Genomic DNA, 23,191 nt, shown 5'->3' with positions numbered 1-23,191 from the left:
TTACTCCTTTCTTAACAAATTAAACTAATGATAGGATCATTAAATTGCGCTTTGCCTTTTTCTTGCAAGGCAATGACATCAACATATTCATCAGTATTGGTGATGATAATAGGCGTTGTAATATCATAACCGGCTTGTTTGATGGCTTCGATATCAAATGTAACGAGTGTTTGACCTTGTTTAACTTCACTTTGTGCATCGACATGAGCTTCAAAATGTTCGCCATTTAATTTTACCGTGTCAAAACCGACATGAATCAGCATTTCAACACCATCATTTGTTCTAAAACCAATAGCATGCTTGGTTGCAAAAAGAGCCATAATTGTGCCATCGGCAGGGGCAACAACTTTCCCGTCGGTTGGGACAATGGCAATCCCTTTCCCCATTAAGCCACCTGCAAAAACAGCATCACTTACTTTGCTTAATGGTAGTGCATTACCTTGTAATGGAGAGTTTACGGTGCATGTGGTTTTTGGCGAATGACTTGAACCTTCATTTTTATTTGAAGCGATATTGCTTAAGTTTAAATCGTCTTCGTTAGTTGTTTTCGGTAGACCGAAAAGAAAAGTTAGAACGGCAGCAATGATAAAGGATAATAATGTTGCAAATACTGTCATTAAAACAACATGTAAGAGACCTTCAGTAAGCACTGTTCCTGGAGTATCTGGAATCAATTGCATTATGCTAAAAATACTTGGAAAAGCGAAAGAATACATATAAGGTTGATAAATACCGATTATTAATCCACCACATGCTGCGCCAATACATCCAAAAATAAAAGGACGTTTTCTTGGCAGATTAACGCCATAAATTGCTGGCTCTGTGACACCAAAGATACCTGATAAGACAGAAGATCCAGCTAAGGTTTTAAGATCTTTATCTTTAGTACGTAACATCACACCCAGTGAGGCACCTGCTTGACCAAATACAGCCGGTAAAATAATAGGAAATAAAATTTCTTTACCATTCACTGCAAGATTATTAATAAATACCGGCACAAATCCCCAGTGAATTCCAAAAATGACAAATATTTGCCAACAAGCGGCAAATATGATTGCCGTAATAATTGGATTAAAACTATAAAGTGCTTGGATACCATCAGCAATGCCAGTACTCAATGTTGTCGCAATAGGACCAATGACAGCTAGCGTTAAAGGAACGGTTATAACTAGCCCCAATAATGGTGAAATAAATTTTTTGAAAGAATCATGTAAGATTTTATTAAAAATAATTTCTATAAAGCTATATACCGCGCCGGCAAGGATGACGGGTAAAACAGATGACTGATAATTGATTAATGTAATAGGGATAAAGAAAAACGAAGTATCTAAACTCATAGGTACACCACCAACGACGGGTAAAAGTCCTACAAGACTAGGATGAACAAGCGCTCCCCCTAATGCCATACCGACAAATGGATTGCCGCCAAATTTTTTGACCGAGGTATAACCTAACATAATAGGTAAAAAGACAAAAGTTGCATCAGCTATAGCTGATAAAATAATGATTGTTGAAGAATCTTTATCTAGCAAATTAGTTGCGATTAAAACTGCAATAATCCCTTTTAAAATACCCGATGCTACTAAGATAGGTAAGATAGGCAAAAAGATGGCAGAAATAATATCAATAAATTTGCCTAAAATATTTTTTGATTCTTTACTTTCAGTTTGTTGATTTTGCTTATCATCTAAGTTTATTAAACTCATAATATCTTTATAAACATCAGGCACATGATTGCCAATCACAACTTGAAATTGCCCACCACTTTGGACAACAGTCAAAATACCTTTAATTTTTTTAAGGGCTTCTGCATCGGCTTTATTAGTGTCGTTTAGTTTAAAACGTAAACGAGTAGCGCAATGAACAAGGCTATTAATATTGCTTTCACCGCCGACCAGTTTAATAATTGTTTCTGCTAAATGTTGGTCTTTCATATCTTATTCCTATTAATCGAGCAAAAAAAAACCTAAATTCCCTACGAATAAGGAATTTAGGTTTTGCTTACATCGGGATTAACCATTAATCCGTTAATGTAATGACAATCCAAATATGGATAATTTAAGTTTTACTACTTAACGATATCTTAACATAAATTTTTTTTTGAAAATAGTGTTTAATCTATCTAAATTATAAGTTCGTGATATAGTTCACATTTTTGTCTTATTAGATCATTTTTTATTTTTTTATTATTACAATGATTAATCATTAATTTATTGTTTTAGTGATATTAATCAATTTATTAAATAAATATCACCTTATGAATCTTATTATAATGGCTGTCCTAATTCGTTTCTTAACCTTTCTATATGTATAGTTAAATATAAACTTTCATCTTCTGTTAAATTATATTGATAATGAGTAATAAGATGTTTTTCAATCAATTGAGTACATTGAAAGGCTAATGCATATTTTTGGCGAATAAGTTCATATAATGATGTGTTTTCTGACGGTACATTTTTTGGATTTAGTATACGTTTAGAAAAAAATTTTAAATGCATGATAAAACGTTGGTATGAAAGACAATTATCGTCATATTCGAGATGAAAGTGATATTTTACAATATGTAAAATTTCTTTCATGATTTTAGTAAGCGTTTCCAGATTACCTATCGAATCTTTATGCTGTGAATTGATAATATGAAAGGTTATAAATCCGGCTTCGTCTTCGGGTAATTCAATATTTAAACGTCGTTTTATTATTTCAAGTGCATATAAACCGATTTGATATTCATTTGGATAGAATTTTTTAATTTCCCAAAGTATAGCGTTAGGAATTTCTAATCCTTGTTTATGTCGGTTAATTGCAAAATTAAGATGATCGGTCAGTGATAAGTAAAGATTATCTTGAATTTTATTGTTTAAAACAGTTTTAGCATGTTCAATAATTAGTTCTGAAATTGCTAAAATTTCATCAGGGATCTGAGCTAATAAATCTGCAAATTTGGGTATTGCGATATTATTTTGTAATGAAAATTGTTTCTCGATTAATGTTGGATCCAGCTCATCTCCGATACGTTTTTTAAATCCAATACCACGACCCATAATGATGATCTCATTTCCTTGAGCATCTATACTTACGACAACATTATTATTTAATATTTTATGTACTTTCATCGGTGTTTTTCTATTTGTGACGTTCGGTTATTATCAATTTTCATTTAGAAATATAAAGTAAAAAAATAACAAACTGTGATGAGGTTCATATTTTTTTTCAGTAATCATGATGATTGAATAAAATTAACACAACTAAAATACTATTTTTCTAATAGATTACCATTAAATAGCAATTTACTTACTTTTTAGTATTTTCTTAACAATGAATAAATAATTCAAGAGTCATGAATTGATATTTATTTTTTTATTATTTTCGTATGATTTGATAGTTATTGTAAAGTTTAAATTTGCTTATCTATAGGTGAAAGCGTAAAATGCCAACCTATTTTGCTTAACCTATTACATAAAACGTAATACTGACTTGAAATCAGAGGCATTTTTAAATGACTATTCTTTATACAAAACCCGAACTGCTATCGCCCGCAGGATCACTTAAAAATATGCGTTATGCATTTGCTTATGGTGCAGATGCGGTCTATGCAGGACAACCTCGTTATAGCTTACGCGTGCGTAACAATGAATTTAACCATGAAAATCTTGCGATAGGCATTAATGAAGCTCACGCACAAGGGAAAAAATTCTATGTTGTCGTGAATATAGCACCACACAACACCAAATTAAAAACGTTTATTCGTGATTTAGAGCCTATCATTAATATGAAACCTGACGCTTTAATTATGTCAGATCCTGGCTTAATTATGCTTGTTCGTGAACATTTTCCCGATATGGAAATTCATTTATCTGTACAATCTAATGCCGTTAACTGGGCAACGGTTAAATTTTGGCATCAAATGGGATTAACGCGTGCGGTTTTGTCTCGCGAATTATCGATTGATGAAATTGCAGAAATTCGAGAAAAAGTGCCCGAAATGGAACTTGAAGTCTTTATTCATGGTGCGCTTTGTATGGCCTATTCAGGTCGATGCTTATTATCGGGTTATATTAATAAACGTGATTCTAATCAAGGCACATGTACGAATGCTTGCCGTTGGCAATATAAAGTTGCCGAAGGCAAAGAAGATGAAATAGGGCAGGTTGTGCATAAATATGAACCAGATTTAAGCAAACAAATCAAAGTGAATATTGAAAATAGCACAGCTAAAATGTTCATGCTCGAAGAATCAGGTCGCCCGGGTGAATATATGCAAGCTTATGAAGATGAGCATGGTACTTATATTATGAATTCGAAAGATTTACGTGCTGTTGAATTGGTTGAAAACCTTACGCAAATTGGCGTACATTCGCTTAAAATTGAAGGACGGACTAAGTCATTTTACTATTGTGCAAGAACAGCGCAAGTTTATCGTAAAGCAATTGATGCAGCTAGCGAAGGTAAACCGTTTGATCCGAATTTATTAATTGAATTAGATTCCTTAGCACATCGCGGTTATACCGAAGGTTTTTTACGTCGTCACAAACATGAAGAAATGCAAAATTACAAATACAGTCATTCTGTTTCAGATAGGCAACAATTTGTCGGTGAATTTAGTGGTAAACGATTAAATGGCTTAGCGGAAGTTATTGTTAAAAATAAATTCTCTGTCGGCGATAGTGTTGAAATGATGACGCCTAACGGCAATGTAAATTTTGTTATTGAGCATATGGAAAATAAAAAAGGGCAATCCGTAGAAGCTGGGCTTGGTGATGGTCATATTGTCTATTTGCCGATTGATGAAAGTATTGATTTAGACTATGCGTTATTAATGCGTAATCTCTCTTAATAATACGCTTTTGTAATCAATACCGATTTAGCTTATTTTCTTATTATGCTTTTCTTAGCCAGTTTTAACTGGCTAAGTATTGAAAAAAGATTAAATTTAATTATTTTCTGATTAAATCATCACCATAACCAATCCATTTATAGGTTGTTAAGGCATCTAATCCCATCGGTCCCCGAGCATGTAATTTTTGCGTGCTAACGGCAACTTCAGCACCAAGTCCAAATTGACCTCCATCAGTGAAACGTGTCGATGCATTAACATAAACGGCAGCAGAATCGATTAGATTTATAAACTTTTCAGCATTCGTTAGACTACGGGTCAATATTGCCTCAGAATGTCCTGTTGAGTAGGTTTGTATATGATTAATTGCCTCATCAAGGGTATTAACAATAACAACATTTAAATCTTTAGATAACCATTCACGACTTAATTCGCTTTCGTTCAGTAATTTAATGGTTTCATTAGGAATGGTAGAATAATGATCATGCAAATAAGCAATAGCGTGTTTGTCGATATGTAATGTAATTTTATTATCGATTAGGCTGCTGGCAATATGCGATAAATGCTTAGCGGCTATCTTTTGATGAATTAATAAGGTTTCTGTTGTATTACAAGTACTTGGGCGCTGTGTTTTTGCATTAATAATAATAGGTAATGCGGCATCAATATCCATACTTTCATCGATATAGGTATGACAAACACCAATTCCTCCTAAAATAACTGGAATCGTTGCTTGTTCTTTACATAATTGTTGCAAAGCTGCGCCACCACGAGGAATAATCATATCAACATATTTATCAAGTTTGAGTAATTCAACAATATACTTGCGATCAGGGTTATCAATATACTGAATGGCAGTCGAGGGTAAACCATGTAAGGTTAAAGCTTGCTTTATGACTTGAATTATAGCTTGATTAGTTTGTAGTGTTTCTTTACCGCCTCGTAATATTGCCGCATTACCTGTTTTTAAACAAAGTGCCGCGATATCTATTGTCACATTTGGACGAGCTTCGTAAATCACACCAATCACGCCCAACGGAACTCGACGTTTATGTAGTTTTAATTGGTTCTCAAGCGTGTAACCATCAATGATTTGTCCAATAGGATCTTTTAATTCTGCAACGTTGCGGACATCGTTGGCAATACTCGATAATCTTTCGGGAGTTAGCAAAAGTCTATCTATTAACGCGTCATTTAAATGGGCATTTTTAGCGGCTAAAATATCTTGTTGATTTGCCTTTAGAATGGGGGGGTGCTGCTCGATTAATAAATCTGCTAATGTCATTAAGACTTTATTTTTAATGCTAGTTGTTGATTGCGCTAATTGATAGGAGGCTAATTTAGCGGATTTTCCGATAGAATCTAACATGTGTTTTCCTTTTATTATTTGATAATCATGTCATCACGATGTACAGCAACCGCACCATATTCATAACCAATTAACTGATTGATTTCTTGCGAATGATGTCCGGCAATTTGTTTTAATGCATCGCTATTATAGCGGCTAACTCCACGAGCAATGCGCTTATTTTGGCGATCAAAAATATCAATAACTGCGCCGCGTGAAAAATCCTCTTTAACGCTTAAAATGCCTTTAGGTAATAATGAACTTCCTTGATTTAAAATAGCATTAACTGCCCCATCATCAATAATAATTTCACCGGCTTTAGGCGCCCCAAATAACCAATGTTTTCGATGCTCTAATAACGTTTTAGGAGCAAAAAATTTAGTGCCAACGGATTGGTTTTTAGCAATTTCTAAAATCACATTTTTTTGTCCACCTGAAGCAATAACAACTTCAATACCTGCACTACCGGCAATTTCAGCTGCTTGTAATTTAGTGCTCATACCACCGGTTCCTAAACCCGAAACACTATCGCCAGCTATGCTACGTAATTCATCATTAATCACATGAATTTCATGCAATAAAGTTGCATCTTTATGAAAGCGAGGATCTTTAGTATAAAGTCCTTCAATATCTGTTAATAAAATCAATTTATCTGCATTGGCTAAAATTGCGGCAAGGGCGGATAAATTATCATTATCACCTACTTTTATTTCAGCAGTTGCAACGGCATCATTTTCGTTAATGATAGGAATAATATGATTATTTAATAAAGCTTTTAAGACATCTTGAGCATTTAAAAAACGTTCTCTGTCTTCGAGATCAGCTCGAGTTAACAGCATTTGTCCTATATGAATATTATAAATTGAAAATAATTGTTCCCAACATTGAATCAGCCTGCTTTGTCCAACCGAGGCTAATAATTGTTTAGAAGCGACAGTATTGGGTAAATCAGGAAAGTTAAGATAAGCACGCCCAGCAGCAATAGCACCTGATGTTACAATAATAATTTTATAACCTTGCTGATGAAGTTGTGCGGCTTGGCAAATCAATTCAATCATACGAGCCCGATCTAATTGTTTTGTGCCATTTGTTAAAACGCTCGTGCCAAGTTTAATAACGATAGTTTCTTTTTTATTATTATGCATAATTTATCTCGTAAAATTAAGCAAATTTAGTCAGATATCAGCGCTTTCATCCAGTCAACTGAGGTTTGTAACGCATTGATTAAATTATGCTTTAAAGGTTTTGTTTGAAATGTTAATACCGTGTTTTTTTGTGATGAATTCACCAGACAAGCATCGGTTTTACTGCCTAATTTATCATTAGCAAAAAGAATATTAAGCACAGGAAAAGGACAAGGTCTTGTTAAAATACCTTGATTTTTTAATGAAAAACAATTTAATTCGGCTGATAAAAGCTGATCAGTAATTTCACTGCATCCAAATCGGCTTGCCAGCATATCTTTATAAATAAATGGTAAATCCATTTGTAACGATTTATCGACAAAAATTTGATGTAATAAAGGTGAAAAATTACATAATCCTCTAATTTTATTAGGCATTAAAAAAGCCAAACGAGTTGCAATTTGTGTACCAAAGCGAATACCTGTGATAAAAATTTGCCTATTATCAATCCAAGGTAATGTATAGAGTTGTTCTAAAGCTGCTTGGTATAATTCAGTGCTATTTTGACTTAATTTAAAGTTTCGACTATCGCCAAGAGTTGGGAAATCTAAAGTAAGTAAAGCAATCCCTTGTTTAACTAGATAATCGGTAAAATATCGATAATAATCGGTTTGTAAATTGCTCATTCCACTGCAGAGTAATACAACGGGGCAAGGTTTATCATCATTCGGCATATAAAGGCGTGCTGTCGCCGATTTACTGTTACAGATAAAGGTAATTTTACGAGTGATAAAAGGGCTATAATTCATCGCTTTATTAAAAGAATTATAGGCACAGGTTTGTGCATATAACGCTAATTCATCATTATGAAAATGCGGATAACTGGCAGTACTACAAAATTGTGTCGCAGTAAGATAATAGTTAAGTAATTGATCCTTAAATTGTTCTGCTTGCGGTAATTTTGCTAAATCATCGGCTTTGTTTGACCATTTAGCTGATTGCGAAAGAAATTCGTAAATCCAATTACCGGATTGGAAGCCAATAACCGTATCTAACCATTTATTTGAACTATGCGGTTGATTTGATGCCGAAATCCGAGCGAGGACTTCGGCAGCTTCAAGAATAGGTAAAGAGGGGTTATACCACAAAAATGGGTTTATGTTGCGATACCAGTTAGTGGCAATTTTACTATCTATCGAGCTTGTTGCATTCCCATCTAGGCTATTTTTTCGAGTAATCAATGTCGATGTTTCGGGGTAAGCCAAATGCGGTTTAAACAATTTTATAGATAAATTTTCAATTGCCATTTAACTGATCCTTAATATTCAATTAATCCCTAATTTTCGACGAACTCTCAACCATTTAATTGACGCCTATATCGTCGACAAGACGTTTTTAAATACGTTATAAACCTATTATAAATTTAACTATGATCTGATATTGGTTTAACAAACATTAATCCAATATCCCACGGTTGTTCAATCCATGTGTCTTGTGGAATATCAATGACATAATCATCGACTAAAGGTTTACCATTAGGTTTTGCGAAAATAGTAACAAAGCGAGCTTTAGGGTACATTTGACGAATGCTCTGAGCGGTACTTCCTGTATCAACTAAATCATCAATAACGATAAATCCTTCGCCATCACCCTCAGCACGTTTTAATATCATTTTTTCACGTTGATGATCGTGATCATAACTAGAAATACAAACGGTATCGACATAGCGAATACTTAATTCTCGTGCTAATATTGCTGCTGGCACTAAACCGCCACGGCTGACTGCAATGATACCTCGCCATTGATTTGCCGGTAATAAACGTTCAGAAAGCTGACGACCGTACATTTGTAACATATCCCAAGTGACGGTGAATTTCTTTTTTTCGGCAATGATATCAGCTTTTAATTGCTTTTTGGATTGGATTTCTTCTTCAAATAACATTTGTTCAATTGACATGTGTGACCTACAATTTTGACGAAACTTCCCATTACAATAAAAACATATGAATGGGCTTGAAATGAATGTAAAATTGCACTTAATTATAGAGTGAATAACTAATAAAAACCACTCATTAATTTATTATTTATTTAAACAAAAGGTTAACTTATGCTTGAGACTCTAAAGCCCAAATTTGTGTGGAAAATTTTTAATGAGATTTGCAACATTCCCCATCCTTCTCATCATGAAGAAAAGATTCGCGAATTTATCATTGACTTTGCCAAATCGCATCAAATTGATTATCAAGTTGATAAGGTGGGTAATGTATTACTGACAAAATCAGCAACCAAAGGATTGGAAAGTTGCCCATCTATCGCTTTACAGGCTCATATGGATATGGTGCCACAAAAAAATGAAGAGACAGTACATAATTTTCAAACTGATGCCATTAAAGCTTATATTGATGGCGAATGGGTAAAAGCAAAAGGAACAACCTTAGGAGCGGATAATGGCATTGGCTTAGCATCGGCACTCGCTGTTTTAATTGATCCCTCCGTTGAGCATGGACCTTTAGAAGTATTAATTACTACATCTGAAGAAACGGGTATGGTTGGCGCGTTTGGTCTTGCATCCAATTGGCTTAAAAGCCAATTTTTAATTAATACCGACTCCGAAGAAGAAGGTGAGATTTTTACAGGATGTGCGGGTGGTGCTGATTTTTGTTCAAGTTTTCCTGTTACCTATGGTGTCACTCCTGAAGGACATGATTGTTATTTGCGCTTAGCTGTTAAAGGATTAAAAGGGGGGCACTCAGGATGTGATATTCATTTAGGTCGTGCTAATGCGATTAAAGTAATGGCTCGTTTTTTTGCGCAATACATAAATGATGTTCCTTTTCGATTAATGGATATAAAAGGTGGCTCATTGCGCAATGCAATCCCGCGCGAAGCGTTCGCCGAAATTTCGATAAATCCAATACACCGATCTCAAATTGAAGATTTAATTAAGCAATATCAAGCTATTTTACAAAATGAATTAGGTGATGTTGAACCAAATTTAAGTATTAGTGTCACTGAGATTAAAAATGATGGTGTTAAACGAGGATTATCATTTGATTATCAAACGCAAATCATTAATTGGCTAAATTCTGCTCCTAATGGTGTCGTCCGTATGAGTAATCAATTTGAAGGAATTGTCGAAACATCGCTAAATCTTGGCGTTTTAACAATTGAAGACAGTCAAGTAAAAGCTTATTTCTTAATTCGTTCCTTAATTGATAGCCAAAAAGATGCCGTGATTTCGTCATTAATTTCGCACAGTGAACTTGCTAAAGCGAGTTATGAAGTATCAGGCGGTTATTCGGGATGGCAACCACATTTAACTTCAAAACTGTTGCAATTAGCACAAGATAAGTATTATGAAATCTTTTCTAAGCAGGCAAAAATCAAAGTGATTCATGCAGGTTTAGAATGTGGTTTATTTAAACAATCTTATCCGCATTTAGACATGGTATCGATTGGTCCAACGATTGTTTCACCCCATTCGCCCGATGAAAAAGTAAATATAAATAGTGTTTATCGTTATTGGGAATTATTAATTGCAATACTTAAATCAGCAAGCCAATTAAAGAAAAGCAGTTAATAAAAAAGGGTTAATAACCATTTATTGGAAAAATACTTAATAAAGGGTTATCAATACCAACCAGCTAACAATAATTAAATCACCTAGCAAAATAGCGTATTAATTTTATTAATACGCTATTTTTTATATTAAAATCCTTTTAATATTTAATTACTGAAAAATTCAGTAATAAATTAGTCATTGCCAATTTGTGCTGTCATTTTAATTTGCCTATTATCACTAATTTCAAAATTTGACAAAACGGCTAATTGTGGAAAACTGCGCCGTAAAAAACGTGATAGCATAGGGCGTAAGGTATGATTAACAAGTAAAACCTGCGGAGCACCGATAACGGTTTGTTGGTTTATTGCCTGTTCGGTTTGTTTGATTAAGGTATCGGCGAGACCCGGCTCTAAACCGCCACCATTTTGAACGGCTTGTAAAAGGATCTTTTCAAGATTCATACTTAAACCAATCACTTGCACTTCATTATTTCCCGCAAACCATTGCTGAGTAATAGAACGACCTAAGGCAACACGTATAATGGCTAATAAATCAGCTGGATCAGTTTGTACTGGCGCATGCTCACAAAATGTTTCGATAATAGTCCGCATATCACGAATGGATACCTGTTCAGCAATTAATTGCTGTAAAACTTTATGAAAAACCGTCAAAGGTATCACATTAGGAATAAAATCCTCTAATAATTTCGGTAATTCTTGTTTTAAACGTTCAATTAAATCTTGTGCTTCTTGTCGACCAAAAAGTTCTCCAGCATGTAGTTGTAATAAATGATTAAGATGCGTTGCAATAACGGTACTATTATCAACAACTGTATATCCTGCAATTTGGGCGTGATCTTTATCGTTTTTATCGATCCAAACTGCTGGCAAACCAAAGGCCGGCTCTTTAGTTGCAATGCCGTCAATTTCTTCTGTAACATTACCGGGATTAATCGCTAGCCATTTATTGTGTAAAATTTCACCTTTATCCAGTTCGACACCTTTCATTAAAAATTTATATTGATAAGGATTTAAACTCATATTGTCATGAATATGCACAGAGGGTGGTAAAAATCCGATAGTCTGCGCGAATTTTTTGCGTAAACTGCGAATACGACTTAATAATTGTCCATCTTGATTTTGATCGACCATTGGAATAAGACCGTAACCGACCTCCATTGATAACGTGTCTTCAATATTGACATCAGACCAGTTAGCTTCAACTTGTTTAGGTTTTTCAGTCGCTTGAAGGGTTTCTTGCGCATCATTAGTGGGGATATGCTTATGTTTATTAAGCCACCAAGCTAACGATAATAAGCCTATAGTAAACACTAAAAAGACAAAATTAGGCATCCCTGGTATTAACCCTAATAAGCCAATGACAACGGCTGTTAAAATCAAGACCTGCGGATTTTTAAATAATTGTCCTAGCATTTGTTCACTGACGTTATCATCAGTACTAACACGCGTTACAATTACCCCAGCTGCAGTTGAAATAATTAATGATGGAATCTGTGCAACTAAGCCATCACCAATTGTCAAAAGTACATAAGTATGGCTCGCTTCGGAAAATTCCATATTATGCTGAGCAATACCAACGATTAGACCACCAATAATGGTAATTGCCATAATAAGTAAACCGGCAATTGCATCACCACGGACAAATTTACTTGCCCCATCCATTGAGCCATAAAAATCGGCTTCTTGCGTGACTTCGCTACGCCGTTTTTTCGCTTCATCTTCACCAATCAGCCCAGCATTTAAATCGGCGTCAATAGCCATTTGTTTACCTGGCATGCCATCTAACGCAAAACGTGCGCCAACTTCAGCAATGCGCCCAGCACCTTTAGTAATGACCATAAAATTTATAATAATTAGAATAATAAATACCACAATGCCGATAGCAAAATTACCACCTACTAAAAAATGCCCAAATGCTTCAATAACTTTGCCGGCCGCATCTGAGCCATTATGTCCTTTCATTAAGACAACACGCGTTGAGGCCACATTGAGAGATAAACGTAATAGAGTTGCGAATAATAATACCGTTGGGAAAGCAGCAAAATCTAATACCCGTTTTGTAAATAAAGCGACGATAAGAATAATAATAGATAGCGCAATATTGAAGGTAAAAAATAAATCTAAAATAAAAGCCGGTAAGGGTAAAACCATCATTGCTAGAATAAGCAAAATGAGTAAAGGACCCGCTAATACTTGATAATGCGGATTTTTTATTGCCTTTAAAGAAAGGAGTTTTGAAAAATTAGATTTATTCATATGCGGATAAGTCTCTTTTGCTAACAGCAGGATCTAAGGATGAAGGAACAGATAGATTTTGAGGTTTTATTGGCGCTTGTCCGCCCCATTTTTGCCAACGTTTTAATTGAAATACCCAAGCTAAAACTTCGGCAACAGCAGCATATAATTCAGTTGGAATCGTTTCGCCAACTTCACTATGACGATATAACGCTCTTGCTAAAGGTGGGGCTTCTAATTGAGGAATGTTGTGCTCATTGCCTAATTCACGAATTTTTAATGCAATTTTATCGGCACCTTTTGCTAACACTTTAGGGGCCTTCATGGTTTTTTCATCATAATGTAAAGCAACGGCATAATGCGTTGGATTAGTCACAATAACATTGGCTTTTTCAACATCTCCCATCATTTTACGCCGAGCTATCATCTGCTGCATTTGTCTGATTCGACCTTTAACGAGCGGATCGCCTTCTTGTTCTTTAAATTCGTCTTTAATTTCTTGCTTAGACATTTTTAGGTTTTTTAGATTACTCCATATTTGATAAGCAATATCAAAACTGACCATCGGCCATAATGCAAAAATGACCAAAAAACCACAAAAGAATAGTAAATAAAAAGCATCCTCTAGCGCGACATCTAAATTCATGGAGGGAAAGCGAATAAAATGAGGAAAATAAGTCCATAAAAACCACCCCGTAATAATGGCAATTAAAACGACTTTTAAAATCCCTTTGCTAAATTCGGCTAACATTTTTGTACTAAAGATTTTTTTTATTCCTGAAACAGGATTTAATTTTTTAAAATTTGGTTTAAGGGATTGAAAACTAAATAATAAACCGCCAATACAGGTGGGAATGATTAATGCGGTAATTGCCAAAACGGACATAATGGGTAATACAACCCAACCGCCGGCTTTTATTAGTGTAATAAAATTTACCATCATTTGCGTTTCGTCATCGCCTCGTTTACTTAAAAGCATTGCCTGTTGCATCATGATTTTTAAATCGGTAGCGATGTGTGATCCAAGTAACCATAAGATAACGGCACCCACTAATAAAATAACCATTGACGTTAATTCGCGAGAACGCGGAATTTGCCCCTTTTCTTTGGCTTTTTTTAATTTCGTTTGGGTGGGCTGTTCACTTTTTTCTAGGTCACTCTCATCAGCCATGAAAAAACTACTCTAAGTTTTATTTGATTTAGGTTTTATTCGATATTTCGCGTTTAAATTGTTGATAAGTATGAACGAAAATAAATGGCTTATTGACCCGAAAAACACAACTTTTTAGCGGTATTTTGCGGGATTAAAGGGGAATTTGTGCAACGAAGATAACATGTTGAGCGTTAATACCTATAGCTTTTTTAGATTCCTTAATTTTGCTGTTTTATGGTCTTAGAAGTAATAGACATATATCAATAAATAACCGTTTAGTGCAAAAATTAACTTTGCAATCTAGATTAAGTTACGTTTATACTTTGCAAACCGATTTCTTAATGTAATTGTTCAATGTCATGCCAATTTTATCAATTAAGCAATCTTCTCAAGCGGTTGAATCTTGTTCACCCTCTCCACAAATCGCCATTATTATGGGATCTAAAAGTGATTGGTCTACTTTAAAGCATGCGGCAGATATTTTAGAAAAACTTAATGTTAATTATCATTGTGAAATAATTTCTGCTCATCGAACTCCCGATAAACTGTTTCAATTTGCTGAGCATGCAAAAAAAAATGGCTTGCAAGTCATTATTGCTGGAGCAGGTGGCGCTGCGCATTTGCCTGGTATGGTTGCAAGTAAGACTTTAATTCCCGTATTAGGTGTGCCTGTGCAAAGTCAGGCATTAAATGGTCTTGATAGCTTATATTCTATCGTGCAAATGCCAACGGGTATTCCGGTTGGTACTTTAGCGATTGGTAAAGCAGGTGCTGCCAATGCCGCTTTACTTGCGGCGCAAATTTTGGCTTTAACTGATCCTAATCTTGAGCAACGATTAATGGACTTTAGGCAAAAACAAACCGAGGATGTATTAAATCATCCCGATCCTAATGTGGATGAATAATATGACAATCAAATCAGTATGTGTTTTAGGTAATGGTCAACTTGGGCGCATGTTAAAACAAGCCGGTGAGCCATTAGGTATTCATGTTTATCCCGTTGGCGTCGATGCTTTTGCGAAAGAAATCCCTTATCAACATTCCATTATCACCGCCGAAATTGAACGTTGGGATAAAACGCCTTTTACAGAGCTGCTTGCAAAGCAGCCAGCTTTTATTAATCGAGAAATATTCCCTATTATTGCCGATAGGTATAGACAAAAAAAATTATTGGATGAATTACAATTACCCACCGCGAGATGGTCACTCTTAAATCACTATTCCGATTGGCCGAATTTGTTTAATAAATTGGGTACACAGCTTATCGTAAAACGTCGCGAAGGGGGATATGATGGCAAAGGGCAATGGCGTATCGATGCTAATAATAACAAAAATATCTCGCAAGAAATTTATGGGCAAGCGATTGTTGAAGAAACTGTTCCGTTTAGTCATGAATTATCTTTAATTGGTGCGCGTAACACTCATGATGAAACCGTATTTTATCCGTTGACTAAAAATTTTCATCAAGATGGCATTTTACATATTAGTATCACTAACCCTTTTTTGCATGATCCATTACAGCACCAAGCCGAAAAGATGCTTAAAACGATTATGAATACATTAAATTATATTGGTGTGATGGCAATGGAGTGTTTTGTTGTAAATAATACATTATTAATTAATGAACTTGCACCGCGCGTTCATAACAGTGGGCATTGGACACAAAACGGTGCATCGATAAGTCAATTTGAATTACATTTACGATCGATTTTAAATTTACCTATGCCAAAACCAAATGTATTTGCACCTTCTGTGATGGTAAATTTAATTGGTACAAATTACAATAGCAATTGGCTTGAGCAGGAGCTTGTGCATCTACATTGGTATGAAAAAGAGGTGAGAGCTGGGCGCAAAGTAGGGCATTTAAATTTAACGCATACTGATGTTAATCGATTAATAAAGGGGCTAAATAATTTAATTCCTTTATTACCTGCTAATTATCACGATGCGCTAAATTGGGCAATGCAAAATTTACAAGCAATCAATTGAAAATGATGTGATAGCATAAGCCAAATAAATTGCAATGATTCGACTTTATTTGGCTCATTTTCAAGCCTGTTTTCAGGTAATTACAACTCCATTAAGTCTATAATAACCTCATTAATTTTACCACGCATATGGTCTTGAACATTTTGTTGATGGCTTTCAAACGATTCAGATAATGTATCAAGACCCAAAATTGTTAAATATCCATAAGACTTATAATCTGGCAAATCATGTTTTAGGTAGGTTTTTTTTCAATAATTTCTTTAATGCGCCATGCACTTAATGGTAATGGGATCTTCCTATTATTTCTATTAATAAATTTAAGATCACAATCATTGATTGATAATATTCTTCAGCTTTACCTGAAGCAGGAGCGAGCGAATTTTGAAAAGCAGTTTTATTTTTATCTATGAATTGTTCAAGTTGCTCAGAAGTGTAATTGGACGGGAAAGTGTTAATGTATTTTGCATTTGATTTGTTGACAGGAATTCCTTTAATTCCAAGTAATATTTGTTAAGCAGTCATTTTATTTTTGTAATCATTTGTCTTCCCATTATTAATAAGTTGATTAGCAATAGTATTTAATTTATCAAGCATTTGATTTGTAAAAATGATTCTTTCATCTGACTCGTTAAGAAAAAGGGGGACAGTGTAGTTTTTTAAATGGATTAATACAGAGGTATAATCTTTTCCTCTCATAGCACTAATTACTTCCTCTTTATTACTTTTAACTCCCTGACACGCTGTCATTGATAACGAGGCTAAAATGATAAAAGCAAGATAAAAAACACGCATAATTTTGTTTACAGCTATTTTAAATATTTTTATATAAAAAGATAATTTAAAGGATCAAGGGTTACCTTTGTAACCCTTTATTTATTTTTATCACAATGTTAATAAATCATTGGTAATACTGCGAATTTTCTTTTCCATATATTTTTGAGCATGGATCTCTTTATTTGAATACTGATCGGTTAAATTATAAATACCTGAAATAGTTAAAATTCCATTAGATTTATAATCACGCAACTTATATTTCAAATTAGAATCCTGTTTCATCATTTCTTTAATTTGTGATGCGCTTAATGGATAACTTTGACCTTCATCATCAGTAATTTCAAGATCACCATCATTAACAGTATAAGTATCATACAGTTTAAGTGTCATAACAATATCTGCACAGCTTAAACAATCGACAAATTTAATGCCACTCACTCTTATGATATCCTGTATGAAAGACGCGGTATTATTTTGTTTATCATCTTTAATGTAAATCTTAATTGTGCCTTTTTTAGTATATTCATCGTCAAGTTTGCGTGCATTTTTATAATCGCTTTTATAGGCAAGGTAAGCGTTGCGGTAATTAGTGGCCGCCTCACGATATTCCTTTCTGGTTTTGGCCTTCAATCGAATGGTTTCAGCTTTGTCATAATAGAGTTTTGCTTTTTCAGTTTGAATTATTTTATTGCACATTTCGGCTTTCATTAAACTGTCTTTATAAGGTATTGAAATAGAAGGATTTTCATTATCGACGTTTACAGTTGTCGCCCTTGCATAATAATAAGAAGCCGTTTGATAATCTTTTTCTGCCGCTAATTTTTCGGCCTTTTGATAATATTCTTCAGCTTTACCTGAAGCAGGAGCGAGCGAATTTTGAAAAGCAGTTTTATTTTTATCTATGAATTGTTCAAGTTGCTCAGAAGTGTAATTGGACGGGAAAGTGTTAATGTATTTTGCATTTGATTTGTTGACAGGAATTCCTTTAATTCCAAGTAATATTTGTTAAGCAGTCATTTTATTTTTGTAATCATTTGTCTTCCCATTATTAATAAGTTGATTAGCAATAGTATTTAATTTATCAAGCATTTGATTTGTAAAAATGATTCTTTCATCTGACTCGTTAAGAAAAAGGGGGACAGTGTAGTTTTTTAAATGGATTAATACAGAGGTATAATCTTTTCCTCTCATAGCACTAATTACTTCCTCTTTATTACTTTTAACTCCTTGACACGCTGTCATTGATAACGAGGCTAAAATGATAAAAGCAAGATAAAAAACACGCATAATTTTGTTTCCTAAAAAATGATTTAATTTCATTATAAGTTCTAATTTCTTTACTTGTTAACGATATATTTTTTGTCAACTGATCTAACTATTTATAGGTTAGAGTCAGTTATATGAGAATTTAAAAAAACAATTTAGTTAATAATTTTTTAAATCATCTTGGGCGTTATCTATCGCTGTTTTAATTTGTTCTAATAAATCTTGATACGCTTCATTTTTTAATTCTGAACGTGTTGGTGGCTCATCAAGAATAGAATGTGTGCTTGCTCTGCCATAACCTATTAACGTTGTATTTAACTTTGTTAATCCTGTTATTTTAAGTGAAGCTTTAATACTTGCTGATTGTTTCATTGGATCTATATTATCTTCGAAATGATAATTATTATCGAGAGTAAGGTTAATGGTAACATCAGCACAAGAGGTGCAAGTCACGATATTATAAGGATCGACTTTAAAAAAATTTTCAATAAGTTTGGCATTATTTGGAATGGAAATTGTGATCGCCCCTTTTTTTTCGTATAGTTTAGCGCTTTCTTCGGCATCTAAATAATTACCTTTATTCAGTTTAATTGATTCACGTAAATAAAAGGCTGCTGTTCGATAGTCTTTTTTAGTCGAGTGTTCCGTAATGTATTGCTGCGCTTTTTGATAGTAAGGATCAATCGCATTATTTTTTTTGTTTTGTTCGACTTGCTTTACCTTTGCCATATTTTTATATTTTTCATATAAAGCCATACTGTCTTTATAATCTTTTGATGGGTGGCATGGAGAACTAGCGGCATTATAAAAACTATCTGAAGCTTTAAGATAATCTTTTTCTTTAACATAAGCTAAACCTTGTTGATATAATTTTTCGCTTTGCATTATCGCTAATTTTTCGTTAGCTATGTTATATTGGCTTACCATTTTTTTATTGGTTTTGTCGTATTGCCATGCTTGTTTAATACTATATTCTTTCTTCAACAACTGATCGTATGTGTTAGCGTTATATCTTTGCGCATCTTCATAATAGAGTGATGCAATGGTTTTATTTAATTGGTCTTCATTATATTTACTGCTATATTGGGGAAAGCAATTTGTACAATTCCTTGAAATGTCAGCTAATTTTAACAATATTTTATAACCATAGATTTTTTTCTCATTGCCCTCATCTTCCGTTGCGTTTGTATTAATATATTTTGCGGATTCCACCATAATGGTATCAATGGTATTACTAACGTAACTCTTTTGACTACTATTGAGTGGACTTTCTGACTCAACATAACTGCTTAACCACTTAGCTGCATTTTCGATATCACCATCTTGAAAAGATTTTTTAATGAAATCTTTATCGTTAGGGTCAACCCTAGACGCGTTTTTAAAGGAATATGAGATGAATTCTAAATTTTGTTTGTAATTACTGATACAACCTGTTAATAAAAATGCACTCAGACACAATGATTTAATAACGATAAAACGCATTTTGATCCCTAAATAATTATATTAATACAATGTTTACACTAACTTTTTATTTTTTTTAAAATGTTATCCAATTAAATGTAAACGATAAAGGATTGCTTTGGCAATCCTTTATTTATAAAAATACAAAATTTAAGATAATCGTAATGTATTTGATTAGTTAAATCTGTTAATTAAGCGCTTGGGTATTTTAGTAAAAATATTTAAATCGGATACGGGCACCATAACGATCATCAGAATCATTACCTTGTTCTTTGCTGCGGTCTAAAATAGAATAATAAGCCCCAACATATATATTAAAATTATCCATTTCTAACACATCTTTAAAACGATAAGAGGTATTGAATGTATGAATTTTATATTTGCCTTTGTGTTCAACGAAAGTATGATCATTTTGCATAGATACATCTTCATTAAATTTTTTGATGTTGTTATTAGCAAAAATATACCCTAATCCAAAATTTTCTAACACCATATTTGCGCCAAGGGTTAAATCTTTTTCATCTTTACCGTTCATATATGAAGCACTGGCATTAATCAATAAGCCTTCGTTTTCGGCTGCAAAATCGCCTAAGCTATTCCATGATATGGTCCAACCGAAACCTGTACGTTTTGATTGATCATGAAATTTATCGTTTTCATCATAATGACCATAGGCATTTTTAACAACGTTAGTTTCTGCAGCGATAGCGCTTGACCAACTGTCGTTTTTCCAAGATAAAACAGGGCGAAGGTAGACAACATTTTTTTCTTTACTAATTTTATAACCATGGTATTTAGAGCCATCAAATATTTTTTCGCCATTATTGACTAAGGTATTTAATTCGAAATTAAAATTATCTAAAAATGGTTTATTAAATTGTAGACCACCACCTGTATTACTACGTCCTCGACCTTCTTTCATCATATAAATGTAACCATAACCATCTTTATATAAATCATTTGCCGTATTACCGGAATATTCGATAAATGTATCTTGCCCTAACGGGAACATATCATAAGCTTCATAACGGCCGACTTTTAAATTCCATTCATCTTTTTGACCAAAATAAAACGCTGCATCATCTAAATTCATGTCACCGCCGAGATCTGCCAATGGCTGAACGGTAAAGCCTGCATAGTTTTTCTTGTTGATTTCGCGATAGCCATCTAAACCGATTAATAAACGCCCATTAATATCCCATTTATCCCGATCGGAAATTTTATCATCTTTATTTGCGCTGGTTTTTGTTGAAACAAGTTGCCCTTTTTTACTGCTGGCATCTACATTAAATTCAACATCACCATACAATTTTAATGTTCCTTGTGAGGTATCCCATTCTATGGAAGCGTAAGCGGAGGGGGCGAGGCAGATTAAACTAAGTGCAACAAATTTTTTCATGTATGTTTCCTTTTTTAATGAATATAAACGTTAATAAATATGAATCGTTTTATCTTAAAATAGCCTTAAAACAAGGATAAATTTGTGTATTTAAAATATTAAATAATACTGAAAAAGGATATTTAACAATTAAAGCGCGTTAATTTTTTGGATTGCATTTCATCATATAAGGAAAGATTAAAATTTCTTAGCGTTTATATCTTATTCTGTGATTTAGCTATCATTTTTTTTATTTTATTATCTTTATTAGTGTATAAAATGCATTTATAAGATAAGTATTTGCTTAAGTGGTAAGCTTTTATTTGGCAAAGTAAATCCGTTTCTTAAAAAACGGATAAACTTACTAAATGTTTTAACTAGTTTATCCTTATTAAAATGGCATGATTATTCATTAAAAAAGCCATTATTTTATTATAGGAAATAATGGCTATAGTTCGTGTTATTGGTTGTTATTAATGATAATTAAGCGATTAAGATAAATATAGTTCGGGTTCATTTTTATCGGTTTTGTCTTTATCAAATAAGAAATAAGCAATTAACATGACAAAACCAGTAATACAACCCAAGATAAGGTAAGTATGGGCGAATCCCCATTTATCGTATCCAATACCGACAACGGGTGATAAAAAAGTTTGTGAAATGTTATTAACAAATTGGAACCCAAGCAAATATAAAGTTGCCGATAAACGATGGTCGAAATGCATAGCGATAAATTTGAATACAGCAACTAATAAAATTGGTAGTTCAATGGCATGTAATAATTTCATTACCGAGATCAAAACGGCACCTTCGACTAAACCTGAACCCACAACGCGAATGGTCATAATGATGCCACTTAACAGTAAACTGTTTTTTGCGCCAATTCGATTGACAAGGAAAGGGGCAAGGCCCATACCAATAGCTTCTAAAAATACTTGTATTGAATTTAAAGTCCCATACATTTCGTTACCGGTTTTGGGATTAACGAATTGATGGGCAAAATATTTGGCAAATTGCTGATCATAAACACTATAAATGCTAATACCAATCGAGAACACAACTAATGCCCAAAATTGTTTTTGGTTTAATAAAGCAAGGGTATCGCTAAATTTGATTTGACTGTTTTTGCCATATTCCAGTTGATTTAAGGTGTCGACTTTGGCAATTTTAACGAAATAAAGGAGCACTAAAAAGAATATCGCTGATATAGAGGCGATGATAAAGTTAATATTTGGGTTAATATTAAACATAAAACCAGCAATAAAGGTTGCGCTAGCCCAACCAAGCGATCCCCACATTCTAGCACGACCATATTCAAATTCGACAACGCGGCTTAAACGTTCAATATAAGATTCGAGTGCGCCAATACCCGCGGCAAAGGTTGCACCTAGAAATGCACCTCCAAGTAATGCACCTAAAATAAAATTTGTTTTAAGGAGTGGGGCGTAGATATAAATGTAAAATGGTCCTGTTAAAAATAATAAACAGCCAATCACCCACAATAGATTTTTACGTAAACCTAATTTATCTTGAATATAGCCATAAAACGGCTGTAAAAATAAGGCAACAAGTGCATTAGCTGAAAAAATCATACCTGTATCTTGCCCATTTATTTTCAGTGTTTGATCGAGCCAGATAGAAATAAGAGAAAAAGAAGATGACCAAGTAAAAAAGAAAAAATAGAATAATCCACTTAATAAAAGGTAATATTTTTTTTTGTCAAACATAAAAATCCCCAATAAATTAATTTATTTTGCGTTAATAATATAAGAATCTTGATAAACATGTTAACGTTAAAATATCTTTTTGTGATGATGTTAACATTTTTTCACTAAATAATTTATTTTTTTAACTTTTTTATTTGTTTCAGTTGTATATATGGGAGTTTGATAATAAATTTAAGATAATTAAAATAAGTTAGCTTTAAAATTTAATTCTAATGATATATTTGAAATTTTTGGATTGATCAGAATGGTTTTAGTGTTTTGTTGTAATTGATTAAATATAATTTACTTTATTGTTTTTTTTCACTGTAACTAAAATGTTG

The 23,191-nt window shown here is 33.5% G+C and carries 18 protein-coding genes; 4 read left to right on the top strand and 14 right to left on the bottom strand.

The window, feature by feature from the left end; translation table 11 throughout:
• Positions 1-11: 11 nt before the first annotated feature.
• Complete coding sequence (locus tag ACSYSW_RS07675; protein ID WP_491705617.1) at positions 12-1,934, bottom strand: beta-glucoside-specific PTS transporter subunit IIABC; 1,923 nt, start codon at positions 1,932-1,934, stop codon at positions 12-14.
• Between the two features lie 333 nt (positions 1,935-2,267).
• Positions 2,268-3,113 carry a BglG family transcription antiterminator LicT gene (gene licT, locus ACSYSW_RS07670; protein WP_491705618.1) on the bottom strand — a complete coding sequence of 282 codons (846 nt, stop codon included), beginning with the start codon at positions 3,111-3,113 and terminating at the stop codon, positions 2,268-2,270.
• 383 nt (positions 3,114-3,496) lie between these two features.
• On the opposite strand from licT, the gene trhP reads away from it, so the two are divergent.
• Positions 3,497-4,834 (top strand): prephenate-dependent tRNA uridine(34) hydroxylase TrhP, encoded by a 1,338-nt coding sequence (gene trhP, locus ACSYSW_RS07665; protein WP_491705619.1) that lies wholly within the window; start codon positions 3,497-3,499, stop codon positions 4,832-4,834.
• Between the two features lie 100 nt (positions 4,835-4,934).
• Here trhP and ACSYSW_RS07660 read toward each other — a convergent pair whose 3' ends face one another.
• From ACSYSW_RS07660 to gpt, 4 genes are all read right to left on the bottom strand, one after another.
• The gene (locus tag ACSYSW_RS07660) at positions 4,935-6,203 is read right to left on the bottom strand and encodes a glutamate-5-semialdehyde dehydrogenase (RefSeq protein ID WP_491705620.1); all 1,269 of its coding nucleotides are present in this window, start codon (positions 6,201-6,203) and stop codon (positions 4,935-4,937) included.
• Positions 6,204-6,217: 14 nt separating this feature from the next.
• Positions 6,218-7,327 carry a glutamate 5-kinase gene (gene proB, locus ACSYSW_RS07655; RefSeq protein WP_491705621.1) on the bottom strand — a complete coding sequence of 370 codons (1,110 nt, stop codon included), beginning with the start codon at positions 7,325-7,327 and terminating at the stop codon, positions 6,218-6,220.
• A gap of 26 nt (positions 7,328-7,353) precedes the next feature.
• Complete coding sequence (locus ACSYSW_RS07650) at positions 7,354-8,613, bottom strand: alpha/beta hydrolase (protein WP_491705622.1); 1,260 nt, start codon at positions 8,611-8,613, stop codon at positions 7,354-7,356.
• A 116-nt stretch (positions 8,614-8,729) separates the two neighbouring features.
• Positions 8,730-9,161 carry a xanthine phosphoribosyltransferase gene (gene gpt, locus ACSYSW_RS07645; RefSeq protein WP_491706335.1) on the bottom strand — a complete coding sequence of 144 codons (432 nt, stop codon included), beginning with the start codon at positions 9,159-9,161 and terminating at the stop codon, positions 8,730-8,732.
• A 252-nt stretch (positions 9,162-9,413) separates the two neighbouring features.
• On the opposite strand from gpt, the gene ACSYSW_RS07640 reads away from it, so the two are divergent.
• Complete coding sequence (locus ACSYSW_RS07640) at positions 9,414-10,886, top strand: aminoacyl-histidine dipeptidase (protein WP_491705624.1); 1,473 nt, start codon at positions 9,414-9,416, stop codon at positions 10,884-10,886.
• Positions 10,887-11,059: 173 nt separating this feature from the next.
• Here the strand turns inward: ACSYSW_RS07640 and flhA are convergent, their stop codons facing one another.
• Together flhA and flhB are read right to left on the bottom strand one after the other, a co-directional pair.
• Positions 11,060-13,144 carry a flagellar biosynthesis protein FlhA gene (flhA, locus tag ACSYSW_RS07635; RefSeq protein ID WP_491705625.1) on the bottom strand — a complete coding sequence of 695 codons (2,085 nt, stop codon included), beginning with the start codon at positions 13,142-13,144 and terminating at the stop codon, positions 11,060-11,062.
• Entirely contained in the window at positions 13,137-14,294 is a 1,158-nt protein-coding gene (gene flhB / locus ACSYSW_RS07630; protein WP_491705626.1) for a flagellar biosynthesis protein FlhB, read from the bottom strand. Before flhB ends, flhA begins: the two co-directional genes overlap by 8 nt.
• 341 nt (positions 14,295-14,635) lie before the next feature.
• Between flhB and purE the strand changes: the two genes are divergently transcribed.
• Together purE and purK are read left to right on the top strand one after the other, a co-directional pair.
• On the top strand, positions 14,636-15,181 hold the full coding sequence (gene purE / locus ACSYSW_RS07625; protein ID WP_491705627.1) for a 5-(carboxyamino)imidazole ribonucleotide mutase: 546 nt from the start codon (positions 14,636-14,638) through the stop codon (positions 15,179-15,181).
• A 7-nt stretch (positions 15,182-15,188) separates the two neighbouring features.
• A complete protein-coding gene (gene purK / locus ACSYSW_RS07620; RefSeq protein ID WP_491706060.1) occupies positions 15,189-16,265 on the top strand; it encodes a 5-(carboxyamino)imidazole ribonucleotide synthase in 1,077 nt (358 codons plus the stop codon).
• Between the two features lie 510 nt (positions 16,266-16,775).
• On the opposite strand, the gene ACSYSW_RS07615 is transcribed toward purK, so the two are convergent.
• From ACSYSW_RS07615 to ACSYSW_RS07590, 6 genes are all read right to left on the bottom strand, one after another.
• Entirely contained in the window at positions 16,776-17,057 is a 282-nt protein-coding gene (locus ACSYSW_RS07615) for a hypothetical protein (RefSeq protein ID WP_491705628.1), read from the bottom strand.
• Between the two features lie 90 nt (positions 17,058-17,147).
• Positions 17,148-17,735: a hypothetical protein gene (locus tag ACSYSW_RS07610; protein WP_491705629.1), complete on the bottom strand. Its 588-nt coding sequence runs from the start codon at positions 17,733-17,735 to the stop codon at positions 17,148-17,150.
• Positions 17,736-18,044: 309 nt separating this feature from the next.
• Positions 18,045-18,326 (bottom strand): hypothetical protein, encoded by a 282-nt coding sequence (locus ACSYSW_RS07605; RefSeq protein ID WP_491705628.1) that lies wholly within the window; start codon positions 18,324-18,326, stop codon positions 18,045-18,047.
• Between the two features lie 138 nt (positions 18,327-18,464).
• Positions 18,465-19,787, bottom strand: a complete 1,323-nt coding sequence (locus ACSYSW_RS07600) for a hypothetical protein (protein WP_491705630.1) — start codon at positions 19,785-19,787, stop codon at positions 18,465-18,467.
• Positions 19,788-19,974: 187 nt separating this feature from the next.
• Positions 19,975-21,165 (bottom strand): carbohydrate porin, encoded by a 1,191-nt coding sequence (locus ACSYSW_RS07595; protein WP_491705631.1) that lies wholly within the window; start codon positions 21,163-21,165, stop codon positions 19,975-19,977.
• A 470-nt stretch (positions 21,166-21,635) separates the two neighbouring features.
• A complete protein-coding gene (locus ACSYSW_RS07590) occupies positions 21,636-22,871 on the bottom strand; it encodes an oligosaccharide MFS transporter (RefSeq protein WP_491705632.1) in 1,236 nt (411 codons plus the stop codon).
• Positions 22,872-23,191 lie beyond the last annotated feature (320 nt).

Source organism: Gilliamella sp. ESL1225 (assembly GCF_058502635.1).
The sequence above is the reverse complement of the archived record's forward strand: the minus strand, read 5'-3'. Positions and strand labels throughout refer to the sequence as shown.